Below are 26160 nucleotides of genomic sequence, written 5' to 3'. Positions count from 1 at the left end.
AACACCCATCACGCTTGAGCCGTATCGCGGAGCAAAATGACGAAATCGGCACAGTGGCCGCAAGGGTCGCGAAACGCGTTCCGGACTATGCCGATTTCGTCGCCGTCCTCATCGAAAAGCCACAAGCGAATGGACGCGTGACGGAGGAAGCTATGCTCCTTTCCCCACTTCGGACGGCTCATGATGAAGCGCATCCAGATCATCGATTCGCACACGGGCGGCGAACCCACGCGGCTCGTCGTGTCCGGCTTCCCCTCGCTCGGCAACGGCACGATGGCCGAGCGCCGCGACGTGCTCGCCCGCGAGCACGATCGCTATCGCACCGCATGCATTCTCGAGCCGCGCGGCAGCGATGTGCTGGTCGGCGCGCTGCTGTGCGAACCCGTGTCGCCGGAGGCCGCGGCCGGCGTGATCTTCTTCAACAACAGCGGTTATCTCGGAATGTGCGGGCACGGCACGATCGGCGTCGTGCGCACGCTGCATCACATGGGCCGCATCGAGCCGGGCGTGCACCAGATTGAAACGCCGGTCGGCACCGTCGAGGCGACGCTGCACGATGACCTGTCGGTCAGCGTGCGCAACGTGCTCGCGTACCGCCATGCGAAGGCCGTCGACGTCGATGTGCCCGGATACGGTCCCGTGAAGGGCGACATTGCGTGGGGCGGCAACTGGTTCTTCCTGATCAGCGATCACGGCCAGCGCGTGGCCGGCGACAACGTGGCGGCGCTGACCGCCTATTCGTCCGCGGTGCGTGCAGGGCTCGAACGCGCGGGCATCACCGGCGCGAACGGCGGCGAGATCGACCATATCGAACTGTTCGCGGACGATCCCGAGCACGACAGCCGCAGCTTCGTGCTGTGCCCGGGCCATGCGTACGACCGTTCCCCGTGCGGCACCGGCACGAGCGCGAAGCTCGCGTGCCTCGCGGCCGACGGCAAGCTCGAACCGGGCGTCGTGTGGCGGCAGGCGAGCGTGATCGGCAGCGTGTTCCAGGCGAGCTACGCGCAGGCCGACGGCGGCATCGTGCCGACGATTCGCGGCAGCGCGCACCTGAGCGCGGAAGCGACGCTGCTGATCGAGGAAGACGATCCGTTCGGCTGGGGCATCGTGTCGTGAGCGAGACCCGGACCGACGTCGTCGTGATCGGCGCCGGCATCGTCGGCGCGGCGTGTGCGCATGAGCTCGCGCAGCGCGGGCTACGCGTGCTTGTCGTCGACGACGCGAGCGGCGGTGCGACCGGCGCCGGCATGGGGCACCTCGTCGCGATGGACGACAACGCGGCGGAGCTCGCGCTGAGCCATTACTCGATCGAATTGTGGCGCGCGCTTGCCGGCGAGATGCCCGAAGGCTGCGCTTACCGCAACTGCGGCACGCTGTGGCTCGCGGCCGATGCGCACGAGATGGACCTCGCGCGCACCAAGCAGGCGACGCTCGCCGCGCATGGCGTGGCGGGCGAGCTGATCGACGCGGCGACGCTCGCGGGGCTGGAGCCGATGCTGCGCGCGGGCCTCGGCGGCGCGCTGAAGATCCCTGGCGACGCGATTCTCTATGCGCCCGTCGCCGCGAGCTGGCTGTTGCAGCGCGCGCCGGGCATCACGTTGCGGCGCGATTGCGCGGTGGCGGTCGACGGCCCGAGCGTGACGCTCGCGAGCGGCGACACGCTGCGAGCGGAGCGCGTCGTCGTCGCGAACGGCGTCGCCGCGCGCACGCTGCTGCCCGAATTGCCGCTGCGCCCGAAGAAGGGTCATCTGCTCATCACCGATCGCTACCCGGGCCAGGTGTCGCACCAGCTCGTCGAGCTCGGCTATGCGGCGAGCGCGCACGCGAGCGACGGCACGTCGGTCGCATTCAACGTCCAGCCGCGGCCCACCGGCCAACTGCTGATCGGCTCGTCGCGCCAGTTCGACACCGAGGACACGCGCGTCGAGCCGCCGGTCCTCGCGCGCATGCTGCGCCGCGCGGCCGGGTACCTGCCGGATCTGGCCGACCTCAACGGAATTCGCGCATGGACGGGCTTCCGTTCGGCGAGCCCCGACGGTCTGCCGCTGCTCGGCGAGCATCCGGCGCGGCCGGGCGTATGGCTCGCGGTCGGGCACGAAGGGCTCGGCGTGACGACCGCGCCGGGCAGTGCGCGGCTCGTCGCCGCGCTGATGACCGGCGAACGGCTGCCCATCGACATCGAACCGTATTTGCCGGGACGTTTCCTGACGACGTCCCCCGTAGCCGGAGCGCTTTCTTCATGATCATTCATCTGGACGGCCGCGCGCTGACGGTGGCCGACGGCGCGACCGTCGCGGCCGCCGTCGCGGCGAGCGGCGACGACACGACGCGCGTGTCGTGCACGGGTGCGGCGCGCGCGCCGTTTTGCGGTATGGGCATCTGCCAGGAGTGCAGGATGACGATCGACGGCCGTCGTCGTCTGGCTTGCCAGACGCTGTGCCGCGACGGGATGCGGGTGGAGCGCACGCGATGAAACAGGAACGACTCAGCGTCGACATCGCCATCGTCGGCGCGGGCCCGGCCGGATTGTCGGCCGCGCGGGCCGCCGCACGAAGCGGCGCGACGATCGCGATCGTCGACGACAACCCGCGCGCAGGCGGGCAGATCTGGCGCCAGGCGGCAGCCGCCACGCCGGTGCCGGCCGCGGCGGAACGCCTTGCCGTGCTGCGTCAGCCGAACGTCACGCATCTGGCGGGCACGCGCATCGTCGCCGAGACGCAGCCGGGCACGCTGCTGCTGGAGGACGACGAGCGCGGGTTCCTGCTCGAATTCCGCACCCTGATCGTGTGCTGCGGCGCGCGCGAGCTGCTGCTGCCGTTCCCCGGCTGGACGCTGCCGGGCGTGACCGGCGCGGGCGGCCTGCAGGCGCTGATCAAGTACGGTCTCGACGTGCGCGGGCAGCGCACCGTGATCGCCGGCAGCGGCCCGCTGCTGCTCGCGAGCGCGGCGACGGCCCGTCAGGCCGGCGCGCAGGTGTCGCACGTGCTCGAACAGGCTGCGTGGAGCGCTGTTGCCGGTTTCGGCGCGGGGTTGTGGCGCTGGCCGTCGAAACTCGCGCAGGCCGCGAAGCTCGTCACGGCCGCCTATCGGCCCGGCGCACACGTCGTCGAAGCGTTCGGCGACAAGCGGCTCGAACGCGTGCGGATCCGGCAGGGCGAGCGTGAATTCGAGGTCGACTGCGACCGGCTCGCGTGCGGTTTTGGCCTCGTGCCGAACACCGTGCTGCCGAGCCACCTCGGCTGCCGGATCGAGAAGGGCGCGGTCGTGGTCGACGCGCACCAGCGCACGAGCCGCGACGGCTGTTTCGCCGCAGGCGAGTGCACGGGTGTCGGCGGCAGCGAACTGGCGATGGTCGAAGGCGAGATCGCCGGCTGCGCGGCCACCGGGCAGACGGCACCGCTGGCCGCGCTGATTGCGCAGCGCGCGCGCTGGCAGGCATTCGCGGACGCGGTGCGCGAACGCTTCGCGATCCGCGAGCCGATCCGCCGGCTCGCGCAACCCGATACGCTGCTGTGCCGATGCGAGGACGTGCGTTTCGACGCGGTCGCGCCGGCGCCGGGCTGGACGGCCGCGAAGCTGCAGACGCGCTGCGGAATGGGCGCATGCCAGGGCCGCGTGTGCGGTGCGGCCGCGCAGGCGTTGTTCGGCTGGACGCCACCGGTCCCGCGCACGCCGCTCGTGCCCGCGCGGGTCGGCACGCTGATGCTGGACGACACGGTGTCCTGCGACGGCCCCTGACGCGCCACGGTGAAACGGCCCGGTTCATGCCGGGCCGCCGCGCCGCTCATTCCACCTTCACTTTCTCCCATCCGCCCACCTGCGGCGCCGCACAGGCACGCAGGCACTCGATCGCGGCGGCCACGGCCGCGCGATTCGCGCTGTCCGGATGCCAGTACATCGACACCGCGCCCTGTCCCTCGAGCCGCATCGGCAGGATGCGGATCGCGTTCAGTTGCTCGAAGCGCCGCGCGGCACGATGCGACGCGACGCCCAGCAGGTCGGTGTTGTTCAGCAGCGTGAGGTTCAGGATCGACGAATTCGATTCGACGCAATGCGGCGGCTGCACGCGGCCGGCGGCCGTCAGCGCGACCTGCAGCGCGTTGTGCACCGGTGTGCCGGACGGCCAGACGATCCACGAGTGGGCCAGCACCTCGTCCCAGCCGACAGCGGCCGCGCCGACGAGCGGATGATCGGGCCGCGCGACGAACACCACCGGATCGACGTACAGCGCTTCGGCGTGCAGATGCGGATCGACGGACGCGGAGCCCGAGCGGCCGACGACGATGTCGAGTTCGCCGCGCGCGAGTTGCGGCATCAGCTGGTTCATCGTGCTCTCCGCGAGCCGCACCTGCGCGCGCGGCATCCGCTTCAGCAACTGCGATACCGCGAGCGGCACGGTATCGGCCGCCGCGACACCTGACGTGCCGATCGTGACCAGGCCGCTGCCGCCTTCACGCAACGCGGCCATGTCGTCACGCGCGACGTCGAGCTGCGCCTCCACGCGGCGCGCGTGCTCGATCAGCGCATCGCCGTAGGCCGTCGGCCGCAGGCCGCGCGCGTGCCGTTCGAACAGCGGCAGCCCGACGTCTTCTTCCAGTTCCTTCAGCCATTTCGACAGCGCGGGCTGGGTGGTCGCGAGCGCCGCCGCCGACTGGCTCAGGTTGCCCGTGCTGGCCAGGCTCAGCAGCACCTGGAGGTGCCGCAATCGCAGCCGGTAGGTCCAGTCCATCGCGTGCTCCGTGTCGGAAGGTATATCAAAAATAATATGGATTAGATGATTTCGCCATTTTACCGGGTATGTCTGCGTCGAATATAAATGCGCTGACGGACCGAAGCACGCGGTCCCCGACCCGACACAGCGCCGACCGCGATCGGCTGCACCAAGGAGACATCATGACCAGCCGACACCCGGATACGTCGCGCGCCGACTATTACGCACTGATCGCCGAACAGCGCCTCGCGCCGTTGTGGGAGTCGCTGCACAACCTTGTGCCGAAAGCGCCGCAGCCGGCCGCGCAGGCCGCGATCTGGAAGTACGCGCAGGTGCGCGACCTGGTGATGCAGGCCGGCGGCGTGATCAGCGCGGAAGAAGCCGTGCGCCGCGTGCTGGTGCTGGAGAACCCGGGGCTGCCCGGCAAGTCGAGCATGACGCCGAGCCTGTACGCGGGCCTGCAACTGATCCTGCCGGGCGAGATCGCGCCGAGCCACCGGCATACGCAGTCGGCGCTGCGCTTCATCATCGAGGGCAAGGGCGCGTGGACCGCGGTGAACGGCGAGCGCACGACGATGCATCCGGGCGACTTCATCATCACGCCGTCGTGGGCGTGGCACGACCACGGCAACCCGTCGGCGGAAGACGGCGGCGAGCCGGTCGTGTGGCTCGACGGGCTCGACATCCCGCTGGTCGGGAACCTCGACGCAGGCTTCGCGGAGAACTACCCGGAAGCCGAGCAGCCCGTCAGCCGCGCGGAAGGCGACAGCTTCGCGCGCTTCGGCCACAACATGGTGCCGGTGCGCCATCGCGCGAGCGATCCGACGTCGCCGGTGTTCAGCTATCCGTATGCACGCACCCGCGAGGCCCTTGACGCGGTGTACCGCAACGGCGAACTCGACGCGTGGGACGGCGTGAAGCTGCGCTACGTCAATCCCGCGACGGGCGGCTGGCCGATGCCGACGATCGCGACCTTCATGCAGTTCCTGCCGGCCGGTTTCGACGGCCGCACGTATCGCAGCACCGACGCGACGATCTACTGCGTCGTCGAAGGTAGCGGCACCGCGTACATCGGCGGCGACGCGTTCGCATTCGAGCCGCACGACATCTTCGTCGCGCCGTCATGGGCGCGGTTGCGGCTGGCGGCCTCGTCCGACAGCGTGCTGTTCAGCTATTCCGACCGGCCGGTGCTGTCCGCGCTGAACCTGTTGCGCGAAGCGCGCGACTGACGCCGCCGATTGGCCCGATTGGCCCGATTCTCCCGATATCCCCGATTCGTCCGGTGCGCCGCGAAGGCGGCGCGCGGTCCTTCCTTCATGCCTACGCTGGAGCCGTTCATGACTTATGTTTTCCCGCCCGAAGCGCCGGTGGCGCTTCCCGTCGCCGGCAGCGACGCCCGCTTCGCGGTACGCCGCGTGTACTGCGTCGGCCGCAACTACGCGGCCCATGCGCGCGAAATGGGCTTCGATCCCGATCGCGAACCGCCGTTCTTCTTTTGCAAGCCGGCCGATTCGATCGTGCCGGTTGCCTACGACGAAACGCTCGATTTGGCGTATCCGTCGCAAACGCAGAACTACCACTACGAAGCCGAACTCGTCGCGGTGATCGGCAAGGGCGGTTCCGACATTCCGCTCGAGCGCGCGCTCGAGCACGTTTGGGGTTATGCCGTCGGCCTCGACATGACGCGCCGCGACCTGCAGATGAAGATGCGCGAGATGGGCCGTCCGTGGGAAATCGGCAAGGCGTTCGACCGTTCCGCGCCGATCGGCCCCGTGCATCCGGCGAGCGAGGTCGGTCATTTCGAGCAGGCCGGCCTGTGGCTGACGGTCAACGGCGCGACGAAGCAGAAGAGCGACGTGTCGCACCTGATCTGGTCGGTCGCGGAAACGGTGGCCGACCTGTCGAAGTTCTTCCGCCTCGAGCCGGGCGACGTGATCTTCACCGGCACGCCGGAAGGCGTCGGCCCGGTGGTCAAGGGCGACGTGATGAAGGTCGGCGTCGAGCGTCTCGGCGAATTGGCCGTGCGCGTGGTCTGAAGCGCGTTCTTCGATTTCCTCGAAAGGTCACATCGTGCAACTGCATAGCTTCTTCAACAGTTCGACATCCTATCGGGTACGCATCGCGCTCGCGCTGAAAGGACTGCCGTACGACACGCTGCCCGTGAACATCCGCACGGACGAGCACCGCGAGGCTGGCTACGTCGCGCGGGTGAATCCGTCGGCGTCGGTGCCGGCGCTGGTCGATGGCGATTTTCGTCTCGGCCAGTCGCTCGCGATCATCGATTACCTCGACCAGATTCATCCGGCGCCGCGGCTGATTCCGCTGGAACCGCGGCAGCGCGCACGCGTGCTGGAACTCGCGACGCTGATCGCGTGCGACATCCATCCGGTCAACAACCTGCGCGTGCTGCGCTACCTCGACAGCGAACTGCAGGTCACGCCGCAGCAGAAGCGTGCGTGGTACCGGCACTGGATCGCGGAAGGCATGGCCGGCGCCGAGCGCCTGCTCGCACGCGCGGGCACGGGCCCGTGGTGTTTCGGCGCGGCGCCGACGCTCGCCGACATCTGCCTCGTGCCGCAGGTCGCGAATGCGCTGCGGATGGATTGCGACCTGAGCGCATATCCGCGCAGCCTCGCGGTTCATGAACACGCGCGACGCGAGCCGGCGTTCGAAGCGGCGCAGCCACAGCGGCAACCGGACTACGTCGCGTAACACGAAGGAGGAGACAGACATGGGCGAGACAAACATGACAGGCCGACGCGTACTCGTGATCGGCGGCGGCATCGGCGGGCTCGCGACGGCGCTGGCGCTCGCGCGCCAGGGCATTCGCGTGAAGCTGCTCGAACAGGCCGCGCAAATCGGCGAGATCGGCGCGGGCATCCAGCTCGCCGCGAACGCGTTCAATGCGCTCGACGCGCTGGGCGTCGGCGAAGCCGCGCGCGGGCGCGCGGTGTTCACCGACCGGCTGCAACTGATGGATGCGGTCGATGCGCGGGAAGTCGCGTGCATCGATACGGGCGCTGCGTATCGCGCGCGCTTCGGCAACCCGTATGCGGTGATCCATCGCGCGGACATCCACCTGTCGATCTACGAGGCGGTCAAGGATCATCCGCTGATCGAATTCCGGACCGGCACGCAGGTGTGCGGGTTCGAGCAGGATGGCAACGGCGTGACCGTGATCGACCAGCATGGCGAGCGTTATCGCGCCGACGCGGTGATCGGCTGCGACGGCGTGAAGTCCGCGATCCGGCAGGCGCTGATCGGCGACGCGCATCGCGTGACGGGGCACGTCGTGTACCGCGCGGTCGTCGACGTCGACAACATGCCGAAGGATCTGCAGATCAATGCGCCGGTCGTGTGGGCTGGCCCGCATTGCCATCTCGTCCACTATCCGCTGCGGGGCGGACGGCAATACAACCTCGTCGTCACGTTCCACAGCCGCGAGCAGGAAACCTGGGGCGTGCGCGACGGCAGCAAGGAGGAAGTGCTGTCGTACTTCGACGGCATCCATCCGCTGCCGAAGCAGATGCTCGACCGGCCGACGTCGTGGAAGCGCTGGGCGACCGCCGATCGCGACCCGGTCGAACGCTGGAGCGCGGGCCGCGCGACGGTGCTCGGCGACGCCGCCCATCCGATGACGCAATACATTGCGCAGGGCGCGTGCCAGGCGCTCGAGGATGCGGTGACGCTCGGCGCGGCCGTCGCGCGGACCGATGGCGACTTCGAGGCCGCGTTCGCGCTGTACGAACACGTGCGGATTCCGCGCACCGCGCGCGTGCTGTATTCGGCGCGCGAGATGGGACGGATCTATCACGCGAAGGGCGTCGAGCGGCAGGTGCGCAACGCGCTGTGGGTCGGACGCACGCAGGCGCAGTTCTACGACGCGCTCGACTGGCTGCACGGCTGGCGTGCGGAGGATTGCCTGAAGACCGTCGCCTGACGCGCTTCAGCCCGGATCCGGCGGCGCGCATTCCAACGACATCGCGCGCGACCGCCTTCATGGAGGAGACATCATCATGGCCGATACGCTGTCCATCGACGTCAGCGAATGGATCGACCGGCATCGCGTTGCGCCGTTTCAGGTCGCGATCGTCGTGCTGTGCTTCCTGATCGTCGCGATCGACGGTTTCGACACGGCATCGATCGGATTCATCGCTCCGGTCATTCGCGCGGAATGGGGGCTGTCGCCCGCGCAGCTCGCGCCCGTATTCGGCGCGGGGCTCGCCGGGCTGATGGCCGGCGCGCTCGTGTTCGGGCCGTTCGGTGACCGGTTCGGCCGCAAGCGCCTGCTGCTCGCCTGTGTCGCGTGCTTCGGCATCGCGAGTGCGGCGTCGGCAAGTGCGGGCGGCTTGAACGAACTGATCGCGTGGCGCTTCGTGACGGGCCTCGGGCTCGGCGGCGCGATGCCGAACGCGATCACGCTGACGTCCGAGTATTGCCCCGCGCGGCGGCGCTCGCTGCTCGTCACGACGATGTTCTGCGGCTTCACGATCGGCTCGGCGCTCGGCGGGCTCGCGGCCGCGTCGCTGATCGAACGAGACGGCTGGCGCGCGGTGCTCGTCGTCGGCGGTGCCGCGCCGCTGCTGCTCCTGCCGGTGCTCGCGTGGCGACTGCCGGAATCGGTGCGCTACCTCGTCAACACCGGCGCGTCGCGCGAGCGAATCGCGGCGATGCTCGCGTGCATCGCACCGGCCCCGCAACTCGTGCACGCGTCGTTCATCGTGCCGCGCGGCAAGCCGGCCGGGTCGCCGCTCGGCCGCCTGTTCGCCGCCGACCTGCTGCGCGGCACGCTGCTGCTGTGGCTGACGTTCTTCATGAGCCTGCTCGTCATCTACCTGCTGTCGAGCTGGCTGCCCACGTTGTTGCGCACGACCGGCGCGACGCTGCAGACGGCCGCGCGCGTGACCGCGATGTTCCAGGTCGGCGGCACGCTCGGCGCGATCGTGCTCGGCTGGCTGATGGACCGCTTCGATCCGCATCGCGTGCTCGCGTGCAGCTATGCGGCGGCGGGCGTGTTCGTCGCGGCGATCGGGGTGCTGGCCGCGTCGCCGGCGGGCGCGGCACTGGCCGTGTTCGCGGCCGGCTTCTGCGTGTCGGGCTCGCAGGTCGGCGCGAATGCGCTGTCGGCCGCGTTCTATCCGATCGAATGCCGGACCACGGGCGTGAGCTGGGCGAACGGAATCGGCCGCGGCGGATCCGTCGTCGGCTCGATGGCGGGCGGCGCGATGCTCGCGATGGGGCTGCCGCTGCCGACCGCGTTCGCAATCGTCGCGGTGCCGTGCCTGATCGCCGGGATCGCAATGCTAGTGCTTGGCGCGGTCCGGGCTGGCGCGAGGCGCGCGACGGCAGCCGAGGCAATTGCCGGCGAGCAGGCATAGTGGAGGCGGGGGGGCGGCCATTGCCGATGGCACCGTCCTCTGACGGTACCGAACGAAAGCACGAATCTACATTATATAAATGTATATAATGTAGATTCGTTAATCGTATTCCGTCACCCTCATGAACGCCGACCCTTCCACCGGGCTGCCCCAGCCCGACCAGATGCGCGCCGCCGCCGAATCGGCATGCGCGTTGCTCAAGGTGCTGTCCAATCCTGACCGGTTGCTGCTGCTGTGCGAGCTGTCGCAGGGCGAACGCTGCGTGAGCGATCTCGTGGCGCGGCTGGATATCCGCCAGCCGACGCTGTCGCAGCAGCTCGGCGTGTTGCGGGACAACGCATTGGTCCGCACGCGCCGCGAAGGCAAGAACATCCACTATTCGCTCGACAGCCCGGCCGTGATCGCGGTGATGGGCGTGCTGTACGAACAGTTCTGCGGCACGGCCGCGAAGGGGGCGCGCCATGCAGCTTGATCTCCTTCATTTCACGCCGTGGCTGTCGCTTGCAGGTGGTGTGCTGATCGGGCTTGCGGCGGCGTGGCTCGTTGCGTTCAACGGGCGGATCGCCGGGATCAGTGGCATCGTCGGCGGCTTGTTCACGGCCGGTGCAGCTGAGCGCGACTGGCGTGCCGCATTCGTCGCCGGGCTGATCGCCGCGCCGCTGATGATGCGTATCGCCGGTGTCGCCGCGGCGCCGCAGGTCGATGCGGGCTGGGGCGAGTTGCTGGCGGCCGGCCTGCTGGTCGGGATCGGTACGCGCTATGCGGGCGGTTGCACGAGCGGTCACGGCGTCTGCGGGCTGTCGCGCGGTGCGGCGCGATCGATCGTCGCGACGGCGGTGTTCATGGTCGCGGGGTTTGCGACCGTATTCGTGCGACGGCACGTGATCGGAGGCTGACATGCAGGCAGGATTCGCGTTTCTGGCGGGGCTGCTGTTCGGCGCCGGGCTCATCGTGTCGGGGATGGCCAATCCGCAGAAAGTGCTCGGCTTTCTCGACCTGGCAGGCCGCTGGGATCCATCGCTCGCGTTCGTGATGGCCGGCGCGATCGGCGTTGCCGTGTTCGCGTTCGCTTGGGCGAAGCGTCGGACGCGGTCGTTGCTCGGCCTGCCGATCCAGTGGCCGACCGTGCGGACGATTACCGTGCGCCTCGTCGCAGGGAGCGCCGTGTTCGGCATCGGCTGGGGGCTTGCCGGGTTCTGCCCCGGGCCGGCAATCGTGTCGATCGGACTCGGGTCGGTCAAGGGCATCGCGTTCGTCGTCGCGATGTTGATCGGGATGGCGTTGTTCGAGTGGATCGAGCGCACGCGGAAGGGGCGGTAGCTGGGTGGGGTTGCTGCGGGCGAAGTTGTCGGCTCGGTCGAGTCGACCCGGCGCGGCGCCGGGACAAGTTCACGCTCGTTGCCGGGGGGGGGCGACACGGCGATTACATGACGATATCGGCGATGACGCGAGCCGCCGCGTCAGGGTTGCTCGCGCACTTGCCGCTCGCCGAGTAACTGCGCGGACACCCGGTGCAGCCATGCGCGCCACACCGAGAACACGCCGGACCGAGCCTCGGGTTCCGCGACGGTTGCGGCGACCGGCCCGACACCGGCTGCGGACAATGCCACGTGACCGGCTGTCTCGATCGTCAGGCATTCGCCTTCGTCGAGCACGCGGCGAACGTAATGCGGCGTATCGGGTAACCAGTCGAGCCCGCCGTGACGCAACGTGACCGCGAGCGCGCCGTCGAGCACGATGACCTGGCTGTCCTTGTCGAACCACGCAAAGTGGCTTTGCCCGGCGTCGAGCCGGATCTCTTGCGTCCGCATGGCGAGTCCTTTTCCTGGTTGCGCGGCCCGGCGACGGCGGGGCGACAGCGTGCAATCAGGTTAAGGAAACGCGTGCGGGCAGGACAGATTCAGGGGACGGGAATCTGTTACGGTGCAGGCGACGATCTTGATCCTCTGTATCGGTGTGTTTCCCCTGAATCTGTATCTGGCGTGCGCTGGGGCGCGCGGGCACGATGACCCGCATGACGCTCATCACAGACTCGTTCCGAACACCGTTGCCGATGGCCGGCGAGCCGCTTTACGAACGACTCGCCGAGCATTACCGCCGCATCATCGCGGCGGGTACCTTGTCGCCCGGCGACCGGATGCCGTCCGTACGCGCATTCATGGCACAGCACGGCGTGAGCCTGTCGACCGCGATCCAGGCATTTCGGCGGCTCGAGGATACAGGCTGGTGCGAAGCCCGGCCGCGCTCGGGCTATTTCGTGCGGCGGCGCGCGGCCGCCGTGCTCGATACGCTGCCGGAAAGCGACGGCTCGCCGCTGAGCGTCGAGCCGCCGTTCGCGGGACTGCATGAACGCGTGTCGCGCGTGATCGATCGCGCGAATGCGATGCCCGATGCGCTGAATCTCGGCGGCGCGTCCGCGCTGGCGACGCTGTATCCGGCCGAGCGCCTGCAGACGCTGGCGATCCGGTTGCTGCGGCGCAAGCCGACGCTGCTGACCGACGCGGGGCCGGTTGGCGGGTCGCCCGAATTCCGGCAGACGATGGCAAAGCGCGCGCTGTCGTACGGCGTGGCCGTGTCGCCGGACGACGTGATGTCGACGAGCGGCGGCGTCGATGCCGTGAATCTCGCGCTGCGCGCGGTGGCACGCCCCGGCGACACGATCGCGATCGAATCGCCGGCCTTTTTCGGCTTGATCCAGCTGCTCGAAAGCCTCGGGCTGCGTGCGCTCGAGATCCCGGCCAGCCCGACGACCGGACTGTCGATCGAAGCGCTCGACGTGGCGCTGACCGCGTACCCGGACATTCGGGCCGTGGTCGTCGTGCCGAATCTGCAGAACCCGCTCGGCAGTGTGATGCCCGACGAACGCAAGGCCGCGCTGGTCGCGCTGTGCTCGCGCCGCGGCGTGGCCGTGATCGAGGACGAGCCGTATCGCGAGCTCGTGGAAGCGCCGCAGGTGGTGAAGCCCGTGAAGGCATGGGACCGTGACGGCACGGTGATCTATTGCCCGTCGTTCAACAAGGTGCTGGCGCCCGGGATGCGGCTCGGCTGGATGAGCGCGGGCCGCTGGCACGCGCGCGTGAAGATGCTCAAGTTCGCGCACAGCCGGCACAACGCCGCGTTGCTGCAGGCCGTCGCGGCCGAATTCGTCGGCTCGGGCGCGTTCGATCGCCACCTGCACCGGTTTCGCGAGCAACTGCGCGTGCAGCGCGATGTGACGATCGATGCGATCGCGCGCCATTTTCCGGCCGGCACGCGGATGAACCGGCCGCCCGGCGGCATGCTGCTGTGGATCGCGTTGCCGGACGGCGTGCGTTCCGAAGCATTGTTCGATGCCGCGCTGGCACGCGGGATAAGGATCGCGCCAGGCGCGATCTTTTCGAACTCCGACCGCTTTGACGCGTATATCCGGCTTGCCTGCACGCGGGTGTTCGACACGGCACACGAAGCGGCGATCGAAACGCTCGGCCAGCTGATACGCGACGCGGCGGCCGCCGCGTAAGCGGGACAGGTGTGGAGCGGGCCCGCGCGTTGGCTACCGGGCTGGGCGGTCGTGACGGGGGCACGCGCCGGCCGATCCGGCACGCCGCGTTCACCCTGGACGGCCGCCGCGCGGCGACGCGCCGACGATACGATTTCGGCGATTTCATCGGCTGACCGCATGCGCGGCGAGGTGCTGGCGGATCAGCGACAGGTAGCGATCGCCGACCGAGAAGTCGCGTGCGGCACGCGGCCGTTCCGCCTGGCGTAGCGTGGCCGGCGCGCTCATGCCCAGGTACCGGCATACCGCCGACGGGAAAGGCTTGCGTGTATGCCCGAGCTGGCGCGCCGCGCGCTCGACGCGGGCGTCGCCAACCTGCGCACGCAGCCATGCCAGCACTTGGCGATCGGTGTCGTTGACGATACGGACCAGATGTTCCACTTTAAACAGGGACCCTTGTTGCATAAGGCTCTCCGGGGTGTTTTCGTCGATATGTCAGGTCTGGCTACCACTGTAGCTACCATGAAAGGCCGCGCTGGACCTGGAGCCACCAACCAGTGGTGTCGACGGTAGCGCCGAGCTTCGTGCTGCCGCCTCAAATACTGGTTGGTTATACAGCTGGTTATCCATACAGTATTTTGGGCAAAGCGGGTTGTCAAGCGCAATGTCGAGCTATGAGTGGGCTCAGGGGGAGATGAGGCGGGAGGGCGGCGCTCGGGTCCGAGCGCCAGAGGGGAGAGTTAAGCTGCGTCCGTGCCGGCCATGATCGCTTCGACGCTTTCGGCGGTGATACCGCTGAAGCGCTCCCCGATCTTGACCAGTTTCAGCTTCCCCTTGTCGACGAGGCCGTAGACGGTGGTTCGGGAGATGCTGAGCATATCCATGACCGCCTTGATGCGATACAGCTTCTTCGACGTGGTGGTTTCCACGTTCGCCCTAGTGTGGTGGTGGCCTGAGCGCGTGTGGTATGGAGCGCTCAGGCACGTCGCAACACAATCTAGGTGACTATCGTATAGTCGTCGGCGTCAGCCGAAGAGGCCCAACGACGGTACTGCGTAGGTAGCGAGATAGAGCAACACGACGAATAGCGTCACAACGGCAAACACGGTGCCCCATCTCCGATTCGACCATCGCTTATAGGCGACTGCGTTCAACGCGCAGAACACGATGGCAGGCCACAGTAGCAGTCCTAGCGTCGTCAGGAAAAAGGCGGCATGAGAGCCACAATGCTCCAGGTCGTTACAGCCGGTTGAATGTGAGGGAGGCGTTGGCCAGTGCATGTGGCTGAATGTGTAGCCTGACACCCATGTGACCAGCAAGCCCCACACGAACCCCAACATCGCAAGCCCGATACGCTTCATTTCACTTCCCAAAAAAGGATTTCTTTCGAGTTGGCTAGATCGGAGAACGCGTTGTCTCGTCGACCGCGAAGCCAGGACAACGGATTGGGCATTGATGACATGCCAACGCGGAACCGTAGAAACGACGCCCAGTTGGGCGTCAGCGTGTCCTTGTTCCACAAGTCGATGTGACCGCCGCTAAGGTTATCGGAAGAATCACCGTCTTGTCGCCAGTAACCAAAGAAGTAAATGATCCCCGTTCGGCCTTTCACTTTGCTCTGCCAATCTGCGCCAGTAATGTTCTCCGGTTTGCCGAGTCCCAACAAAGGTTGCAGTTTCAACCACTCTGCAAGCTCATAAGCACGGGTTGCCGTAGGCTTGTCATTAAGCATGAGACGGCCCAACACTTTCTTTCCAGGCATGGGCTTTACGACCTTCTGCGAAAACGACTTCATATCGCTTCCTATGTTGTGAAAGGTCACGCTCATGCGGATGGCACACTGGTTCTCATACTGACCTGTCTTATCGTCGTATGGATCTTTGCTCGGGTAGGCGTTCCAAAGCTCTTGAAACGTAATTGAGTTCAATTGAGTTGGCTTGACCGAGTCACGCGTACTGTTCGAGCGTACCTTCAGCGGTTTGTTTGGCATGGTTGGGCCTGTCAGTAATTTCGTGTTCAAGGCATATGATCCTCCCCAGGAGAACCTATGCCTCGCAAACCGAAAACCCCACCGGTAGAGCTACCGGCGATTCCCGCTGAACTGCTTGAACAATTCGGCAACGGCCCGATGACGGCCGAAGCGATCAATGCCGCGACGCTAGCCCTCAAGAAGGCGCTGATCGAGCGAGCGCTGGGCGGTGAGATGAATCACCACCTCGGCTACGCGCCGGGCGCGGCAAAACCGGCCAGCGTGACGAACCAGCGCAACGGCCGTGGCGCCAAGACGGTTCTGACCGAAGACGGACCGATCCGCATCGAAGTACCGCGCGACCGCGACGGCAGTTTCGAACCACTGCTGATCCCCAAACACGAACGACGCTTCACGGGCTTCGACGACAAGATCGTTGCGATGTACGCACGGGGCATGACCGTGCGCGAGATTCAGGGCTTTGTGCTGGAGCAGTACGGCACGGAAGTTTCGCCCGAATTCATCAGTTCGGTGACCGATGAGGTCATGGCCGAAGTGACGGCCTGGCAGGCCCGGCCACTCGAACCGATGTATCCGGTCGTATTCTTCGACGCGCTGCGCGTGAAGATTCGCGAAGACGCCGTCGTGCGCAACAAGGCCGTCTATCTGGCACTGGGCATTCTGCCCGACGGCACGCGTGACATCCTGGGCCTGTGGATCGAGAACACCGAGGGCGCCAAGTTCTGGATGAAGGTATTCAATGATCTGAAAACACGCGGCGTGGGCGACATCCTGATTGCCGTGACCGACGGCCTCAAGGGCATGCCCGAAGCACTTGCGGTGGTGTTTCCGGCCACGACGCTGCAAACCTGCATCGTCCACCTGATCCGCAACAGTCTCGATTACGCGAGCTGGAAAGACCGCAAGTCCCTCGCTGCTGCGATCCGCCCGATCTATACCGCCCCGAGCGCTGAAGCCGCGCAGGCCGAGCTGGATGCGTTTGCTGACGGTCCGTGGGGGCAGAAATTCCCGCCGGTCAGCACGGCGTGGCGCAACGCCTGGGATCGCGTGATTCCGTTCTTTGCGTTCCCGCCGGGCGTGCGCAAGGTGATCTACACGACGAACGCCATCGAGAACATCAATTCGCAGCTACGCAAGATCATCAAGACCCGAGGTCACTTCCCGACCGATGATGCCGCGACGAAACTGATCTGGCTGGCGCTGCGCAACATCACTGCCGATTGGGGACGTGCCGCTCACGACTGGAAGACAGCGATGAACCAATTCGCTATCCTCTACGAGGACCGGTTCGTTCGACCATCCGTGTGAATCTCAACCCCGCCTTGAACACGGAAATTCTGACACCCCCGGCATGGTTAAGCCGCATTCTGCTTGGCGATTGCGTCGTCACCCCAGTAGACCGTATAGTCGTCGGCGCTGTGGCCCGTATGGACGCGCGGTAACATGCCGCTTGCGTCGAGACGTCCTTGGAACACACGACCATCCGTTGTCTCGATGTAGTAGGGGTAGCCTGCCGGACCATCAGCCGTCGCCTTTACTTGTTCGTCGTACGGCTCGACCAAGTTGGACGCAATAGCGTCAGCAGCGGCGAAACCAGAAGAGGTGTGCTGACCGCAACCACCTAGGTTGTCGTCGCACCATGACTCACCACTAAGCGCAGCAATAATGCGCGGTGGCCTCGGGCATTTGCACATTACGATGTCGCCATCCAGGGCAACTTCCGCTAAGAACTGTAAGCGGTAAGGTCCCCCGGACTTGGCAATGACGCCGTTGCTCTTACAGGCGGTGCAAAATGCTTGACCTCCGATCAGGGCGACTTGATGACCCATGAATGTCATCGGTGGTCCATCCGCAGGTAGAACGGTGCCACCACTGGACAATACGTCGCCCACAGACGCGATTCTTCTTTGCATTGTTTTCCCCACTCAGAAACCACGATCTTAGTCGCGTGGCTGCGCAATTTATCTCAGTATTCCTGAGGGGCGCTATATCCTTCTTTTCAATGAGTGGTTGATCACGCGATGGAAACCTTGAGGTTCATACAACCGAGGATGGTTTCCAAACCCCGTTGCCGAGCGCTTCAGCATGTCGGCAGCTTTTGCACCGGTCAGATCGACGTCGGCGCAATCCCCGAGCGTCGGTTGCAAGCCGTCTTGCAACCACGGGATGTAATCGCATGGTCGAACAGGACCGTGATCGTCGTCAGCACTCGATTTCAGGCGCTCCACGATTTCCCGCTGGTTTCAAGCATGTAGATGATGTCGGCTGGCGTGGCCTTTCGAGCTTCCAGTGAACCGAGGTTCGGATTCACCATATTCTCGATGGCCCAGTTCAGGATGTAGATCGACCCTTCGGCGAGAATGACCATCGCCTTTCCCTTGTAGCCGTCACAAAGCTGGCGGACGGTCAGCGCGAAGGCCGTACGGGCTTTCTCCGTCTTCTTGTCGGCGGCAGGGTCCTCGACCTTGTCGATCTTCGCTCGGAACGCGCGAGCAGCCTTCCTGGCGGCCGCAAGCGGGCGCGCATCCGCCTGGACGTTCGGTCCGCGTTCAGCGCACCGGCGCCGGTGTGCGGGCAGCAGGCGATCCGGTAATCCGGGCGGCAGGCGCGGCGGGCGGGACGATGTTCGCGTAGCGCGCGTCGGTCAGCGTGCCGAGGAACGCGACGATGTCGTCGATTTCCGAGTCGGTGAGTGCGGGCTGCATGCCCGGCCGGCGGTTCATCGGCGTCGAATTGACGTTGATGTTGCCGCGATAGGCGGCCGGCACGTCGTCGAACGTCCTGGCGCCGTGATACCAGTAGCCCGGGTCGGTCGAGCGCGTGTTGTAGAACGCGACCGCGTCGCGCAGCGTCGTGAACACGCCGTTGTGCATGAACGTCTGCTTGACCGCGACGTTGCGCAGCCCCGGCGTACGCAGATAGCCACACCATTGCGTCGGCTCGGGCCAGCGCAGCCGTGCTGCCGTGTCGCACAGGCCGTTGTCGAAATGGCGCGGATCTCGGTTCGCGGGCAGCGCGCGGTTGCGCGGCACCGCGATCGCGTCGTAGCCGAAATCGGTGAAGAGCGAGCGCTCCGGCCGGCTCGACGTCTCCGTCAGCGTATGGCAACTCATGCAGTTGCCCTTGTCAGGATTGCGGAACAGCGCCAGGCCGCGCATCTCGGCCGGCGCGAGCGGCTTGCGCGTGCGCAGGTACGCGTCGAAGCGCGACGTGAACGGCGCCATGTCGTCGCTCTGCAGATACGCCTCGACGGCCGAGCCCAGCGCGCGCACCAGCTGTTCGGGGTCGCGCCGCACCGATGCGCCGAAACGCGCGGCGAGATCGTCCGCCAGTTCGGTGCCGTCGACCTTGCGTAGGAGCGCGGCCGGCGATCGATTGTTCATCTCGTTCGGATCGAACAACGGCCCGCGGATCTGTTCGGCGAGCGTGTCCGCGCGGCCGTCGCTGAAGAGGCCGCCGAACGGCGACGGCGCGGGCGCGTCGTCATCCTGGTAGAAGTGGCGGCGTGGCACGTAGCGCACGTAGAGCAACGACGGCGCGTTGCGCACGCTGAAGCGCCCGTGGCGGCTGCCTTCCGGCACGCCGGGCCCCGCGAGCGAAGCGGCCGACAATGTCGGCGCGAATGCGCGTCCCGGATCGTGGCAGCCCGCGCACGACATGCCGCGCGGCTCGGACAGCCGCGGATCGAAGAAGATCCGGCGGCCCAGCGCGACGAGCGTCGGATCGGGCGCGAAACGGGCGGCTGCGGCGTCGACCTTGCCGGTCACCTGCGGCGTGCCGTTGCCGATCGTGCCGACGACACGCGACGGCACACCGGGAAGAAGGATCGTCTCCGACGGTGTGGCATGGGCCGCGAGCGCCGCGCCGGCGAGCAGGGTGGCGGCAAGCACGCGTACCGTCCGGCCACCGCCGGCGACCGGAACCGAAGCGCAAACCCGATGCTCGGCAGCGGTCACCGACGAAACCGTCTGCATCCGCGAGCCGGCCATCCGTCGCCGGCGGCCGGTCGAATTCGTCAGATCATCACTCAATCGAACTTCGTCACTCACGGCGCGATGAACCCCGTCTTGTCGCATGCGAGCGTGTTGCCCGACTGGTCGCACGACGCGAGCAGCTTGCCGGCCGCCGAATACGCATGGAACACCCAGCCCGTCGCCGGCGCCGCGCGTCGCTCCATGATCAGGAAACCGAAGCTGTTGTGGTGTGACAGTCGTTCGATCACGGCGCCCGGCGCGGGCGTCAGGCCGGCCGGGAATGGATCGGGCAGCGCGACGTCGAGGTTGTCACCACCGTTGCCGGATACGATCGTCGCCGGATGCCCGGACGAGAAGTTGATCGCCTGGAAATCGTGCACGTGCCCGTGCAGCGCGACCTGGATGCCGGGCGGATAGTACGCCTGCGCGTTCAGGCTCGCCATCACCGACTGCAGCGCGAGGTTGCCCGGCGCCGGCGTGCTGCCGGCGATCGGCGCGAATGCGAGGATCGGATGGTGGTTCGTGAAGATCGTCGTCGACATGCCGGCCTTCGACGCGAGCGACGCGACCGTCTGGAACTGCTTCTGGTAGATGCGGAACTGCGCATCGGTCGTCTTCAGCGGATTGCGACCGACCTTTGCGGTGTCGAACACGATCACTTGCGTGCCGCCGCCGAGCGACACCGCATACGGATCCGAGTAGTTCGCGTCGTCGTCGTTGGCCGGATCGTCGCACGAACGGGCTGCCGAATACGGGTGCGGATCGAGGAAGCGGTACCAGCCCTGTCCAGCCCGTGCGCATTCCTCGTGGTTGCCGCGCACGACGACCCACGGCGCCTTCGCGAACAGCGGCGCGGCCGGGCGGAACAGGTCGGCCTGCCACGTATCCCAGCCGTAGCCCCACGGGCTGTCCTTGCAGCCGGCGATGTCGGGCGGGCACGCGTTTTCGCGGTAGTGATAGTCGCCGACGTGCAGCACGAGGTCCGGCGACAGCTTCGCGACGCTCGCCGCGATCGTGTCGAACGGCCAGACCGTCGCGTCGTTGCACGCCTGCCATGCGTTGTCGGCCTTCTTCATCCGGCAGCCGGTGTCGGCGATGATCGCGATGCGCTGCGGCTGCGCTTTCGGCAGCGGCAGCGCGCGGCCCGCGACGCTCGCCGTCTGTGCATCGGTGGGCAGCATCGCTTCGCAGACCGACACCGGGAAGCTCGACGGTTTCGAGTCGGCCGGGGCGCTCGCCGTCGGACGTTGCGCGATGGTCGCGGCGCCGGCACGCAGCGTCATGCGCGACAGCTTGCCGTCGACGGACAGCTGCGGACACAGCGGATCGCTCGCGGACACGGGGCTGTAGTTGGTGACCACGCGTGCGATCGCCTGGTTCGCATCGCCGATCTCGACCCACGCGGCCTGAACGTTGATCGCGGCACTGGCCGGGTCGGCGGGCGTATCGATGTGATTCGAACACGCGGACAGCGCCGCGAGGGCAACAAGCGGAGCGCAGCGCACGAACAGCGCGCGGGAGAGGAGTCGTCGCATGGGAGGCACCGTAGGAAAGCCGTCAACGATACGGAACGCGAATGTAAGAATTGTGAAGGATGGGGTGCGAAGGCCGACGCGTCGCGCGAGTCGTGCCGCGTTCGCAGCCTTGACCTCAAGCCGGCTTGAAGCAGCATAGTCCGGATCACGGTCAACGATGCGGACAAAAGGAGAATCGACGATGGAAGGAAACCGGACAAACGAAGCGCAGTCTGCGCTATGGAATGGCCCGTCGGGGCTGGCATGGGTCGACGCGCAGCGCTCGCTCGACCGGATGTTCGAGCCGTTCGAGACATTGCTCGCGGATGGGGCGGTGGCGGCGTCCTCGAGCAGCGTGCTCGACGTCGGCTGCGGCACCGGCGCGGTGACGCTCGCGATCGCACGGCGGATTGGCGCGCACGCGCACTGTACGGGCCTGGATATTTCGGCGCAGATGATCGCCGCTGCACGGGCACGCGTCGAACGCGAGGGCGTTGATGCCGACTTCGTGCATGCCGATGCGCAGACGCATGCGTTTGCGCCGGGGCAGTTCGATCTGATCGTGTCGCGCTTCGGTGTGATGTTCTTCGACGATCCGGTGCAGGCCTTCGCGAACCTGCGGCACGCGGCGCGCCCGAACGCGCAACTGCGATTCGTCGCATGGCGCGGCGCCGCCGACAATCCGTTCATGACGACGGCAGAGCGTGTCGCGGCGCCATTGCTGCCCGCCATGCCGGCGCGGCAGCCGGGGGCGCCGGGACAATTCGCGTTCGGCGACCGGCAACGGATCGCGTCGGTATTGTCGGACAGCGGCTGGGCCGACATCGCGATCGAGCCGATCGATATCGCGTGCGCGTTGCCGGTGTCCGAGCTGGACGACTACATCGCGCGACTGGGGCCGGTCGGGCTCGCGCTTCGTCAGGTGGAAGACGCGACGCGCCGGCGCGTGATCGATACGGTTCGCGCTGCGTTCGGGCGCTATGTGCAGGACGCGAACCTGTGCTTCGACGCGGCGTGCTGGCTCGTCACCGCGCGGGCGCCGTCTGCATGATGCATCGGGAAAATGGCGGCAGCCCGTTGTTCGGCATGCGTGTTGCCGTTCATGCGTGACGAGGCTGCGGCGCCGTGCAAAAGGCAGGTATCAGTCGCGCCTCGCACGCAACATCAGCCAGGCGCAGCTGGCCGCCACGAGCGCGAGCCCGAGCAGCACCGCCTCGACGCCGAGTGCGAAACCGGGCGGCATCTCGCCGCTGTTCGGCACGGGCGACAGGTTGGCGGTGATCGCGATCGCGCCGCCGGCCAGCAGCGCGATGCAGAAGATCCAGTAAACCTTGCCGCGCGGTGCGGCGGTGCGGATCCGCCACAGCGCAAGGCCGACGCCGCCGAGGTAAAGCACCGCGAGCGTCGCGAGCGCGATGAAGTCGCCGGTGCGATTGTTCAGGAGGCTGCTCATGGCATGGCTCCGTCGGCTGCCGCGCGTCGGCTCGATGAGAGGAACGCGGCGGTCGGATTCATTCGGCCTCCGTTGCGTGTCCCGGCGCGCGGCTCAGCAGATGCGTACGCTGGTCGGCTGCGAGCGAGACGTAGCGTTCGTATTGACGCAGTACGTCAGCGATCAGTTCGTCGCCGCGCAGATATTCGATGTCGTAGCCGAGCCGGCCGTCCTCGAAGAACGTGACGATGCCGTACACGTGCGGACGCTCGGCATCCGGCTCGGCCGCTTCGCGTACCAGGAAGGCCGCCGCGGATTTGGCCGTCACGCGCGCGCCGTAGACGAAATCGCGGTGTTCCGCGGTCGGCATGGTCAGCCGCACTGCGTCGTCGCTGTCGCGCTGCACGTGTGCGTCGACGCCGCCCGAACGCAGCTCGTCGGCGACCTTGCGTAGCGCGGGCTCGACGGTTTCCGCGACGAACTGGCGTGCGTCGGCTTCGGTCGTCTGCCGCAGGATGTGGGTCAGGCGATGGCGCCAGTGCTGGCCGGTCCAGAAGCTCGTCGCGGGCGCGACGTCCTGGGAATAGTGCGCGCGATCGGCCGCGAGCCCGCGCCACAGCCCGTAACAAAGCGCGAGCATGATCAAGGCGACCGGCAATGCGGCGATCAACGTCATCGCCTGCAGCGCGCCGAGCCCGCCCGCGACCAGTAGCACGGCCGCCGTCACGCCCAGCAGCACAGCCCAGAACAGCCGCTGCCAGACCGGCGAATGCGCGGTGCCGCGCGTCGCGATCTGGTCGATCACGAATGCGCCGGAATCGGCGGACGTGACGAAGAACACCGCGATCAACACGATCGCGACGATCGACAGCAACTGCGGAAGCGGCAGGAAATCGAAGAAACGGAACAGCAACGCATCGACACTGCCGGCCGTTTGCGCGAGCGCGCCGGCCGCGCCATGCGTGTCGAGCCAGATCGCGCTGTTGCCGAACACGGTCATCCACACGAGATTGAATGCGGTCGGCACGAGCAACACACCGATCACGAACTGGCGGATCGTGCGGCCGCGCGAGATGCGCGCGATGAACATGCCGACGAACGGTGACCACGATACCCACCATGCCCAGTAGAGGATCGTCCAGCCGCCGAACCAGCCTTCCTCGCGCGGCGGCGCGTACGCATAGGTGCGGAACGACAGGTCGACGAGATTCGACAGGTACTGGCCGATGTTGTCGCCGAGCGCGCGCAGCAGGAACGACGTCGGGCCCGCGACGACCACGAACGCGAGCAACAGGAACGCCAGCAGCAGGTTCAGCTCGGACAGCCGCCGCACGCCCTTGTCGAGACCGCTCGCGGCCGATGCGCCGGCCAGGATCACGACGATCACGACGAGCCCGATGCGAAACGCGTTGCCGCTCGTGTCCCAACCGGCGACCGTATGCAGGCCCGCGCTCAACTGCATCACGCCGTAGCCGAGCGTCGTCGCGATGCCCGCGACCGTGCCGACCAGCGCGAACGCGTCGACCGCGTGGCCGATCCAGCCGTTCACGCGCTCGCGCAGCACCGGATACAGGCCGGAGCGCAGCGTCAGCGGCAAGTTGTAGCGGAATCCGAAATATGCGAGCACGAGCCCCATCAGCCCGTAGATCGCCCACGCATGAAAGCCCCAGTGGAAGAAGGTCATCAGCATCGCCTCGCGCGCGGCGGCCGGCGTGCCGGGGTCGACGGTCGGCGGCTTCAGGAAGTGCTGCATCGGCTCGCCGACGCCGAAGTACATGAGGCCGATGCCCATGCCCGCCGCGAACAGCATGGCTGTCCACGACAGGAAGCTGAACTCGGGCTCGGCGTCGTCGGGGCCGAGCCGGATGTTGCCGAAGTCGCTTGCCGCGATCAGCACGAGGAACACGAGGAACGTGGTGACGGCGAGTACGTAGAACCAGTCGAAGCGCGCGACGACCCATTGCTGGCCGGAGGAGAAGAGCGCGCCTGCTTCGTTCGGGCGCAGCGCGCACACGACGAGCAGTGCACCGATGACCGCGAGCGCGGGCAGCACGACCTGCGGCTTGAATGTCGTGCGGGGCGAGGAACGGGAATCTGGCATGGCTGGCATCCAGTTGTGGGCGCAACGAGGCGCGACGCCGCCCGGCGCGCATGGCGCGCGACGGACCCTGATACGGCGTGCGCCGAGTGTACCGCGGTGTCAGGACTGCATGAAGGGATATGCAGCAGGGATAAGCCTGACGAATTGTAAGGTATCGGGGCGATCGCGAAAACCCGCACGCTGCGCGCTGCGTGCGAAAGAGGTCGACGCCGAACGTCAACCCGCGCCCCGGACGATGCCGGATCGTCCGGGGCTCGAGCAGGGGAAACGCAGCCGTACGGGTTCAGAACGTCATGGCGATCCCGGCCATGCCGACGAACTGGCCGCGCGTCGTCGACGGCGTGAGCTGCTGCGAATCGCCGACGATCGGCGCCGCGTCGACGATATGGCCGGCACCCAGCGCGCCGAGCGTCCGCCCGCTCGAATGCGTGTACGCCTGCAGCGCATAGAGCGTCGTGCGCTTCGACAGGCTGTACGACTCCTTCAACGAATACTGCTGGTAACGGGCCGCGTCCGACACGCCGTTCGCCTTCGACGCGAGCGTGTACGCGAACGCGCCGGCCACCGAGAAGGTCGGCGTGAAGCGGTACGCGGCGAGCGCGCCGTAGGTGTTGAACACGGCCGTGTCCGTGAACGCGGAGCCGTTGCCGGGCAGGTACTTCACGTTCGAGTAGTTGAGGCCCATCGTCAGGTTGCCGAGCGTGTAGTTGCCGGCCGCTGCGACCTGCTCGACGGCCTTCGCGGTCAGGTAGCCCTGGTTCAGCACGGACACCGCGAAGCTGCCCGAAGCCGCGGTCGCCGGATTGAGGAAGCCCGCCGACGAGCCCGAGCTGTTGATGCGCAGGTAGCCGGCCGCGATCCCGACCGGCCCGTTCGCATAGCGCAGCGCGGCGCTGAACGTGTTGCCCTTGCCGGTCGCGCCGGCGATGCCGCCGAACGCGTACATCGCGCTCGCGGTCAGCCCGGAGAAGGTCGGCGACGTGTAGGTGACGGAATTGTTTACGCGGATCGTCGTGTCGAGCCCGTCGATGTCGCCCGGATGCGCGCCCGTCGCGCCGGTCAGCCAGCTGCTCGACGCGTACGGGCCGACCAGCAGGAAGTACGGCGTGTACTGGCGGCCGGCCGTCACCGTGCCGTAATGATCGTTGCGCAGCCCGACGAAGGCCTGGCGGTTGAAGATCGTGCCGGCGGCGGCTTGCGCGCCGGTGTTCAGGTTGAAGCCGGATTGCAGGTCGAAGATCGCGTGCGTGCCGCCGCCGAGATCCTCGTCGCCGCGCAGCCCGAACTTCGACGCATACAGGTTGCCGTCGCGCATGTAAATGTTCGAGTGGCCCTGCTGGTTGTTGACGTACGCGAGCGAATCGTCGACCACGCCGTACAGCGTCACGCTGCTCTGCGCATGGGCGGCGGAAGCGCCGAGCGACGCGGCCGATAAAATCAGGATTGCAGAATAGTGATGCGATGCTTTCATTGACGATCTCCAAGTCTCTTCAGGGGCGGGAGGCTGATCGGCCTCCTCTTTGGTGGAGGGGCGGGCCGTGTGCGCGGCCCGCCCGATCTGAGGGTTCGGCGTTGTCCCGCG

The 26160-nt window shown here is 67.0% G+C and carries 27 protein-coding genes; 15 read left to right on the top strand and 12 right to left on the bottom strand.

Annotated elements, in window-relative coordinates; translation table 11 throughout:
* Positions 1-183: 183 nt before the first annotated feature.
* The 4 genes from WS66_RS07655 to WS66_RS07640 are packed head-to-tail and all read left to right on the top strand — an operon-like array spanning position 184 to position 3738.
* Positions 184-1116 (top strand): 4-hydroxyproline epimerase, encoded by a 933-nt coding sequence (locus WS66_RS07655; protein WP_059607857.1) that lies wholly within the window; start codon positions 184-186, stop codon positions 1114-1116.
* Positions 1113-2243 carry an NAD(P)/FAD-dependent oxidoreductase gene (locus tag WS66_RS07650; RefSeq protein ID WP_059607837.1) on the top strand — a complete coding sequence of 377 codons (1131 nt, stop codon included), beginning with the start codon at positions 1113-1115 and terminating at the stop codon, positions 2241-2243. Before WS66_RS07655 ends, WS66_RS07650 begins: the two co-directional genes overlap by 4 nt.
* Positions 2240-2473 (top strand): 2Fe-2S iron-sulfur cluster-binding protein, encoded by a 234-nt coding sequence (locus tag WS66_RS07645; RefSeq protein ID WP_011658575.1) that lies wholly within the window; start codon positions 2240-2242, stop codon positions 2471-2473. The genes WS66_RS07650 and WS66_RS07645 overlap by 4 nt, the downstream gene beginning before the upstream one ends.
* Positions 2470-3738 (top strand): NAD(P)/FAD-dependent oxidoreductase, encoded by a 1269-nt coding sequence (locus WS66_RS07640; RefSeq protein WP_059607838.1) that lies wholly within the window; start codon positions 2470-2472, stop codon positions 3736-3738. Before WS66_RS07645 ends, WS66_RS07640 begins: the two co-directional genes overlap by 4 nt.
* 46 nt (positions 3739-3784) lie before the next feature.
* Here WS66_RS07640 and WS66_RS07635 read toward each other — a convergent pair whose 3' ends face one another.
* Entirely contained in the window at positions 3785-4729 is a 945-nt protein-coding gene (locus WS66_RS07635) for a LysR substrate-binding domain-containing protein (protein ID WP_059607839.1), read from the bottom strand.
* A gap of 164 nt (positions 4730-4893) precedes the next feature.
* Here WS66_RS07635 and gtdA point away from each other — a divergent pair, with 164 nt between their 5' ends.
* The 8 genes from gtdA to WS66_RS07595 all read left to right on the top strand — a co-directional run bounded on the left by gtdA (position 4894) and on the right by WS66_RS07595 (position 11409).
* A complete protein-coding gene (gene gtdA / locus WS66_RS07630; RefSeq protein ID WP_059607840.1) occupies positions 4894-5940 on the top strand; it encodes a gentisate 1,2-dioxygenase in 1047 nt (348 codons plus the stop codon).
* Positions 5941-6048: 108 nt separating this feature from the next.
* Complete coding sequence (locus tag WS66_RS07625) at positions 6049-6747, top strand: fumarylacetoacetate hydrolase family protein (protein WP_059607841.1); 699 nt, start codon at positions 6049-6051, stop codon at positions 6745-6747.
* Positions 6748-6781: 34 nt separating this feature from the next.
* Positions 6782-7423, top strand: a complete 642-nt coding sequence (gene maiA, locus WS66_RS07620; protein ID WP_059607842.1) for a maleylacetoacetate isomerase — start codon at positions 6782-6784, stop codon at positions 7421-7423.
* Positions 7424-7442: 19 nt separating this feature from the next.
* Complete coding sequence (locus WS66_RS07615) at positions 7443-8651, top strand: 3-hydroxybenzoate 6-monooxygenase (RefSeq protein WP_059607843.1); 1209 nt, start codon at positions 7443-7445, stop codon at positions 8649-8651.
* A gap of 76 nt (positions 8652-8727) precedes the next feature.
* On the top strand, positions 8728-10089 hold the full coding sequence (locus WS66_RS07610; RefSeq protein WP_059607844.1) for an MFS transporter: 1362 nt from the start codon (positions 8728-8730) through the stop codon (positions 10087-10089).
* A 121-nt stretch (positions 10090-10210) separates the two neighbouring features.
* On the top strand, positions 10211-10561 hold the full coding sequence (locus WS66_RS07605) for an ArsR/SmtB family transcription factor (protein WP_059607845.1): 351 nt from the start codon (positions 10211-10213) through the stop codon (positions 10559-10561).
* On the top strand, positions 10551-10985 hold the full coding sequence (locus WS66_RS07600; protein WP_059607846.1) for a YeeE/YedE family protein: 435 nt from the start codon (positions 10551-10553) through the stop codon (positions 10983-10985). Before WS66_RS07605 ends, WS66_RS07600 begins: the two co-directional genes overlap by 11 nt.
* 1 nt (position 10986) lies before the next feature.
* Positions 10987-11409 (top strand): DUF6691 family protein, encoded by a 423-nt coding sequence (locus WS66_RS07595; protein WP_059607847.1) that lies wholly within the window; start codon positions 10987-10989, stop codon positions 11407-11409.
* Positions 11410-11549: 140 nt separating this feature from the next.
* Here WS66_RS07595 and WS66_RS07590 read toward each other — a convergent pair whose 3' ends face one another.
* Positions 11550-11900 carry a hypothetical protein gene (locus WS66_RS07590; RefSeq protein WP_059607848.1) on the bottom strand — a complete coding sequence of 117 codons (351 nt, stop codon included), beginning with the start codon at positions 11898-11900 and terminating at the stop codon, positions 11550-11552.
* 194 nt (positions 11901-12094) lie between these two features.
* On the opposite strand from WS66_RS07590, the gene WS66_RS07585 reads away from it, so the two are divergent.
* Complete coding sequence (locus WS66_RS07585) at positions 12095-13588, top strand: aminotransferase-like domain-containing protein (protein ID WP_059607849.1); 1494 nt, start codon at positions 12095-12097, stop codon at positions 13586-13588.
* 144 nt (positions 13589-13732) lie between these two features.
* Here WS66_RS07585 and WS66_RS07580 read toward each other — a convergent pair whose 3' ends face one another.
* The 3 genes from WS66_RS07580 to WS66_RS07565 form a co-directional block, all read right to left on the bottom strand.
* On the bottom strand, positions 13733-14008 hold the full coding sequence (locus tag WS66_RS07580) for a hypothetical protein (RefSeq protein WP_057928306.1): 276 nt from the start codon (positions 14006-14008) through the stop codon (positions 13733-13735).
* 299 nt (positions 14009-14307) lie between these two features.
* Positions 14308-14496, bottom strand: a complete 189-nt coding sequence (locus WS66_RS07575; RefSeq protein WP_059607850.1) for a helix-turn-helix transcriptional regulator — start codon at positions 14494-14496, stop codon at positions 14308-14310.
* 428 nt (positions 14497-14924) lie between these two features.
* Entirely contained in the window at positions 14925-15557 is a 633-nt protein-coding gene (locus tag WS66_RS07565) for a type VI secretion system amidase effector protein Tae4 (protein ID WP_082729065.1), read from the bottom strand.
* Between the two features lie 57 nt (positions 15558-15614).
* On the opposite strand from WS66_RS07565, the gene WS66_RS07560 reads away from it, so the two are divergent.
* Positions 15615-16865, top strand: coding sequence for an IS256 family transposase (locus tag WS66_RS07560; RefSeq protein ID WP_059600046.1), 1251 nt, complete (start codon positions 15615-15617; stop codon positions 16863-16865).
* Positions 16866-16912: 47 nt separating this feature from the next.
* On the opposite strand, the gene WS66_RS07555 is transcribed toward WS66_RS07560, so the two are convergent.
* The 4 genes from WS66_RS07555 to WS66_RS07545 form a co-directional block, all read right to left on the bottom strand.
* Positions 16913-17470 (bottom strand): PAAR domain-containing protein, encoded by a 558-nt coding sequence (locus tag WS66_RS07555; RefSeq protein ID WP_059598870.1) that lies wholly within the window; start codon positions 17468-17470, stop codon positions 16913-16915.
* 302 nt (positions 17471-17772) lie between these two features.
* On the bottom strand, positions 17773-17925 hold the full coding sequence (locus WS66_RS33580) for a hypothetical protein (RefSeq protein WP_159086529.1): 153 nt from the start codon (positions 17923-17925) through the stop codon (positions 17773-17775).
* Between the two features lie 181 nt (positions 17926-18106).
* Positions 18107-19432 (bottom strand): cytochrome-c peroxidase, encoded by a 1326-nt coding sequence (locus tag WS66_RS07550; RefSeq protein ID WP_236872931.1) that lies wholly within the window; start codon positions 19430-19432, stop codon positions 18107-18109.
* Between the two features lie 170 nt (positions 19433-19602).
* Positions 19603-21066, bottom strand: a complete 1464-nt coding sequence (locus WS66_RS07545) for a metallophosphoesterase family protein (protein ID WP_059598871.1) — start codon at positions 21064-21066, stop codon at positions 19603-19605.
* Between the two features lie 181 nt (positions 21067-21247).
* Here WS66_RS07545 and WS66_RS07540 point away from each other — a divergent pair, with 181 nt between their 5' ends.
* On the top strand, positions 21248-22096 hold the full coding sequence (locus WS66_RS07540) for a class I SAM-dependent methyltransferase (RefSeq protein WP_059598872.1): 849 nt from the start codon (positions 21248-21250) through the stop codon (positions 22094-22096).
* A 90-nt stretch (positions 22097-22186) separates the two neighbouring features.
* On the opposite strand, the gene WS66_RS07535 is transcribed toward WS66_RS07540, so the two are convergent.
* The 3 genes from WS66_RS07535 to WS66_RS07525 form a co-directional block, all read right to left on the bottom strand.
* Positions 22187-22498 carry a hypothetical protein gene (locus WS66_RS07535; protein WP_059598873.1) on the bottom strand — a complete coding sequence of 104 codons (312 nt, stop codon included), beginning with the start codon at positions 22496-22498 and terminating at the stop codon, positions 22187-22189.
* A 58-nt stretch (positions 22499-22556) separates the two neighbouring features.
* Positions 22557-24578 (bottom strand): BCCT family transporter, encoded by a 2022-nt coding sequence (locus WS66_RS07530; protein ID WP_059598874.1) that lies wholly within the window; start codon positions 24576-24578, stop codon positions 22557-22559.
* Between the two features lie 283 nt (positions 24579-24861).
* Positions 24862-26049: a porin gene (locus WS66_RS07525; RefSeq protein ID WP_059598875.1), complete on the bottom strand. Its 1188-nt coding sequence runs from the start codon at positions 26047-26049 to the stop codon at positions 24862-24864.
* Positions 26050-26160 lie beyond the last annotated feature (111 nt).

This window comes from Burkholderia sp. LA-2-3-30-S1-D2 (assembly GCF_001523915.2).
GTDB lineage: Bacteria > Pseudomonadota > Gammaproteobacteria > Burkholderiales > Burkholderiaceae > Burkholderia > Burkholderia diffusa.
The sequence above is the reverse complement of the archived record's forward strand: the minus strand, read 5'-3'. Positions and strand labels throughout refer to the sequence as shown.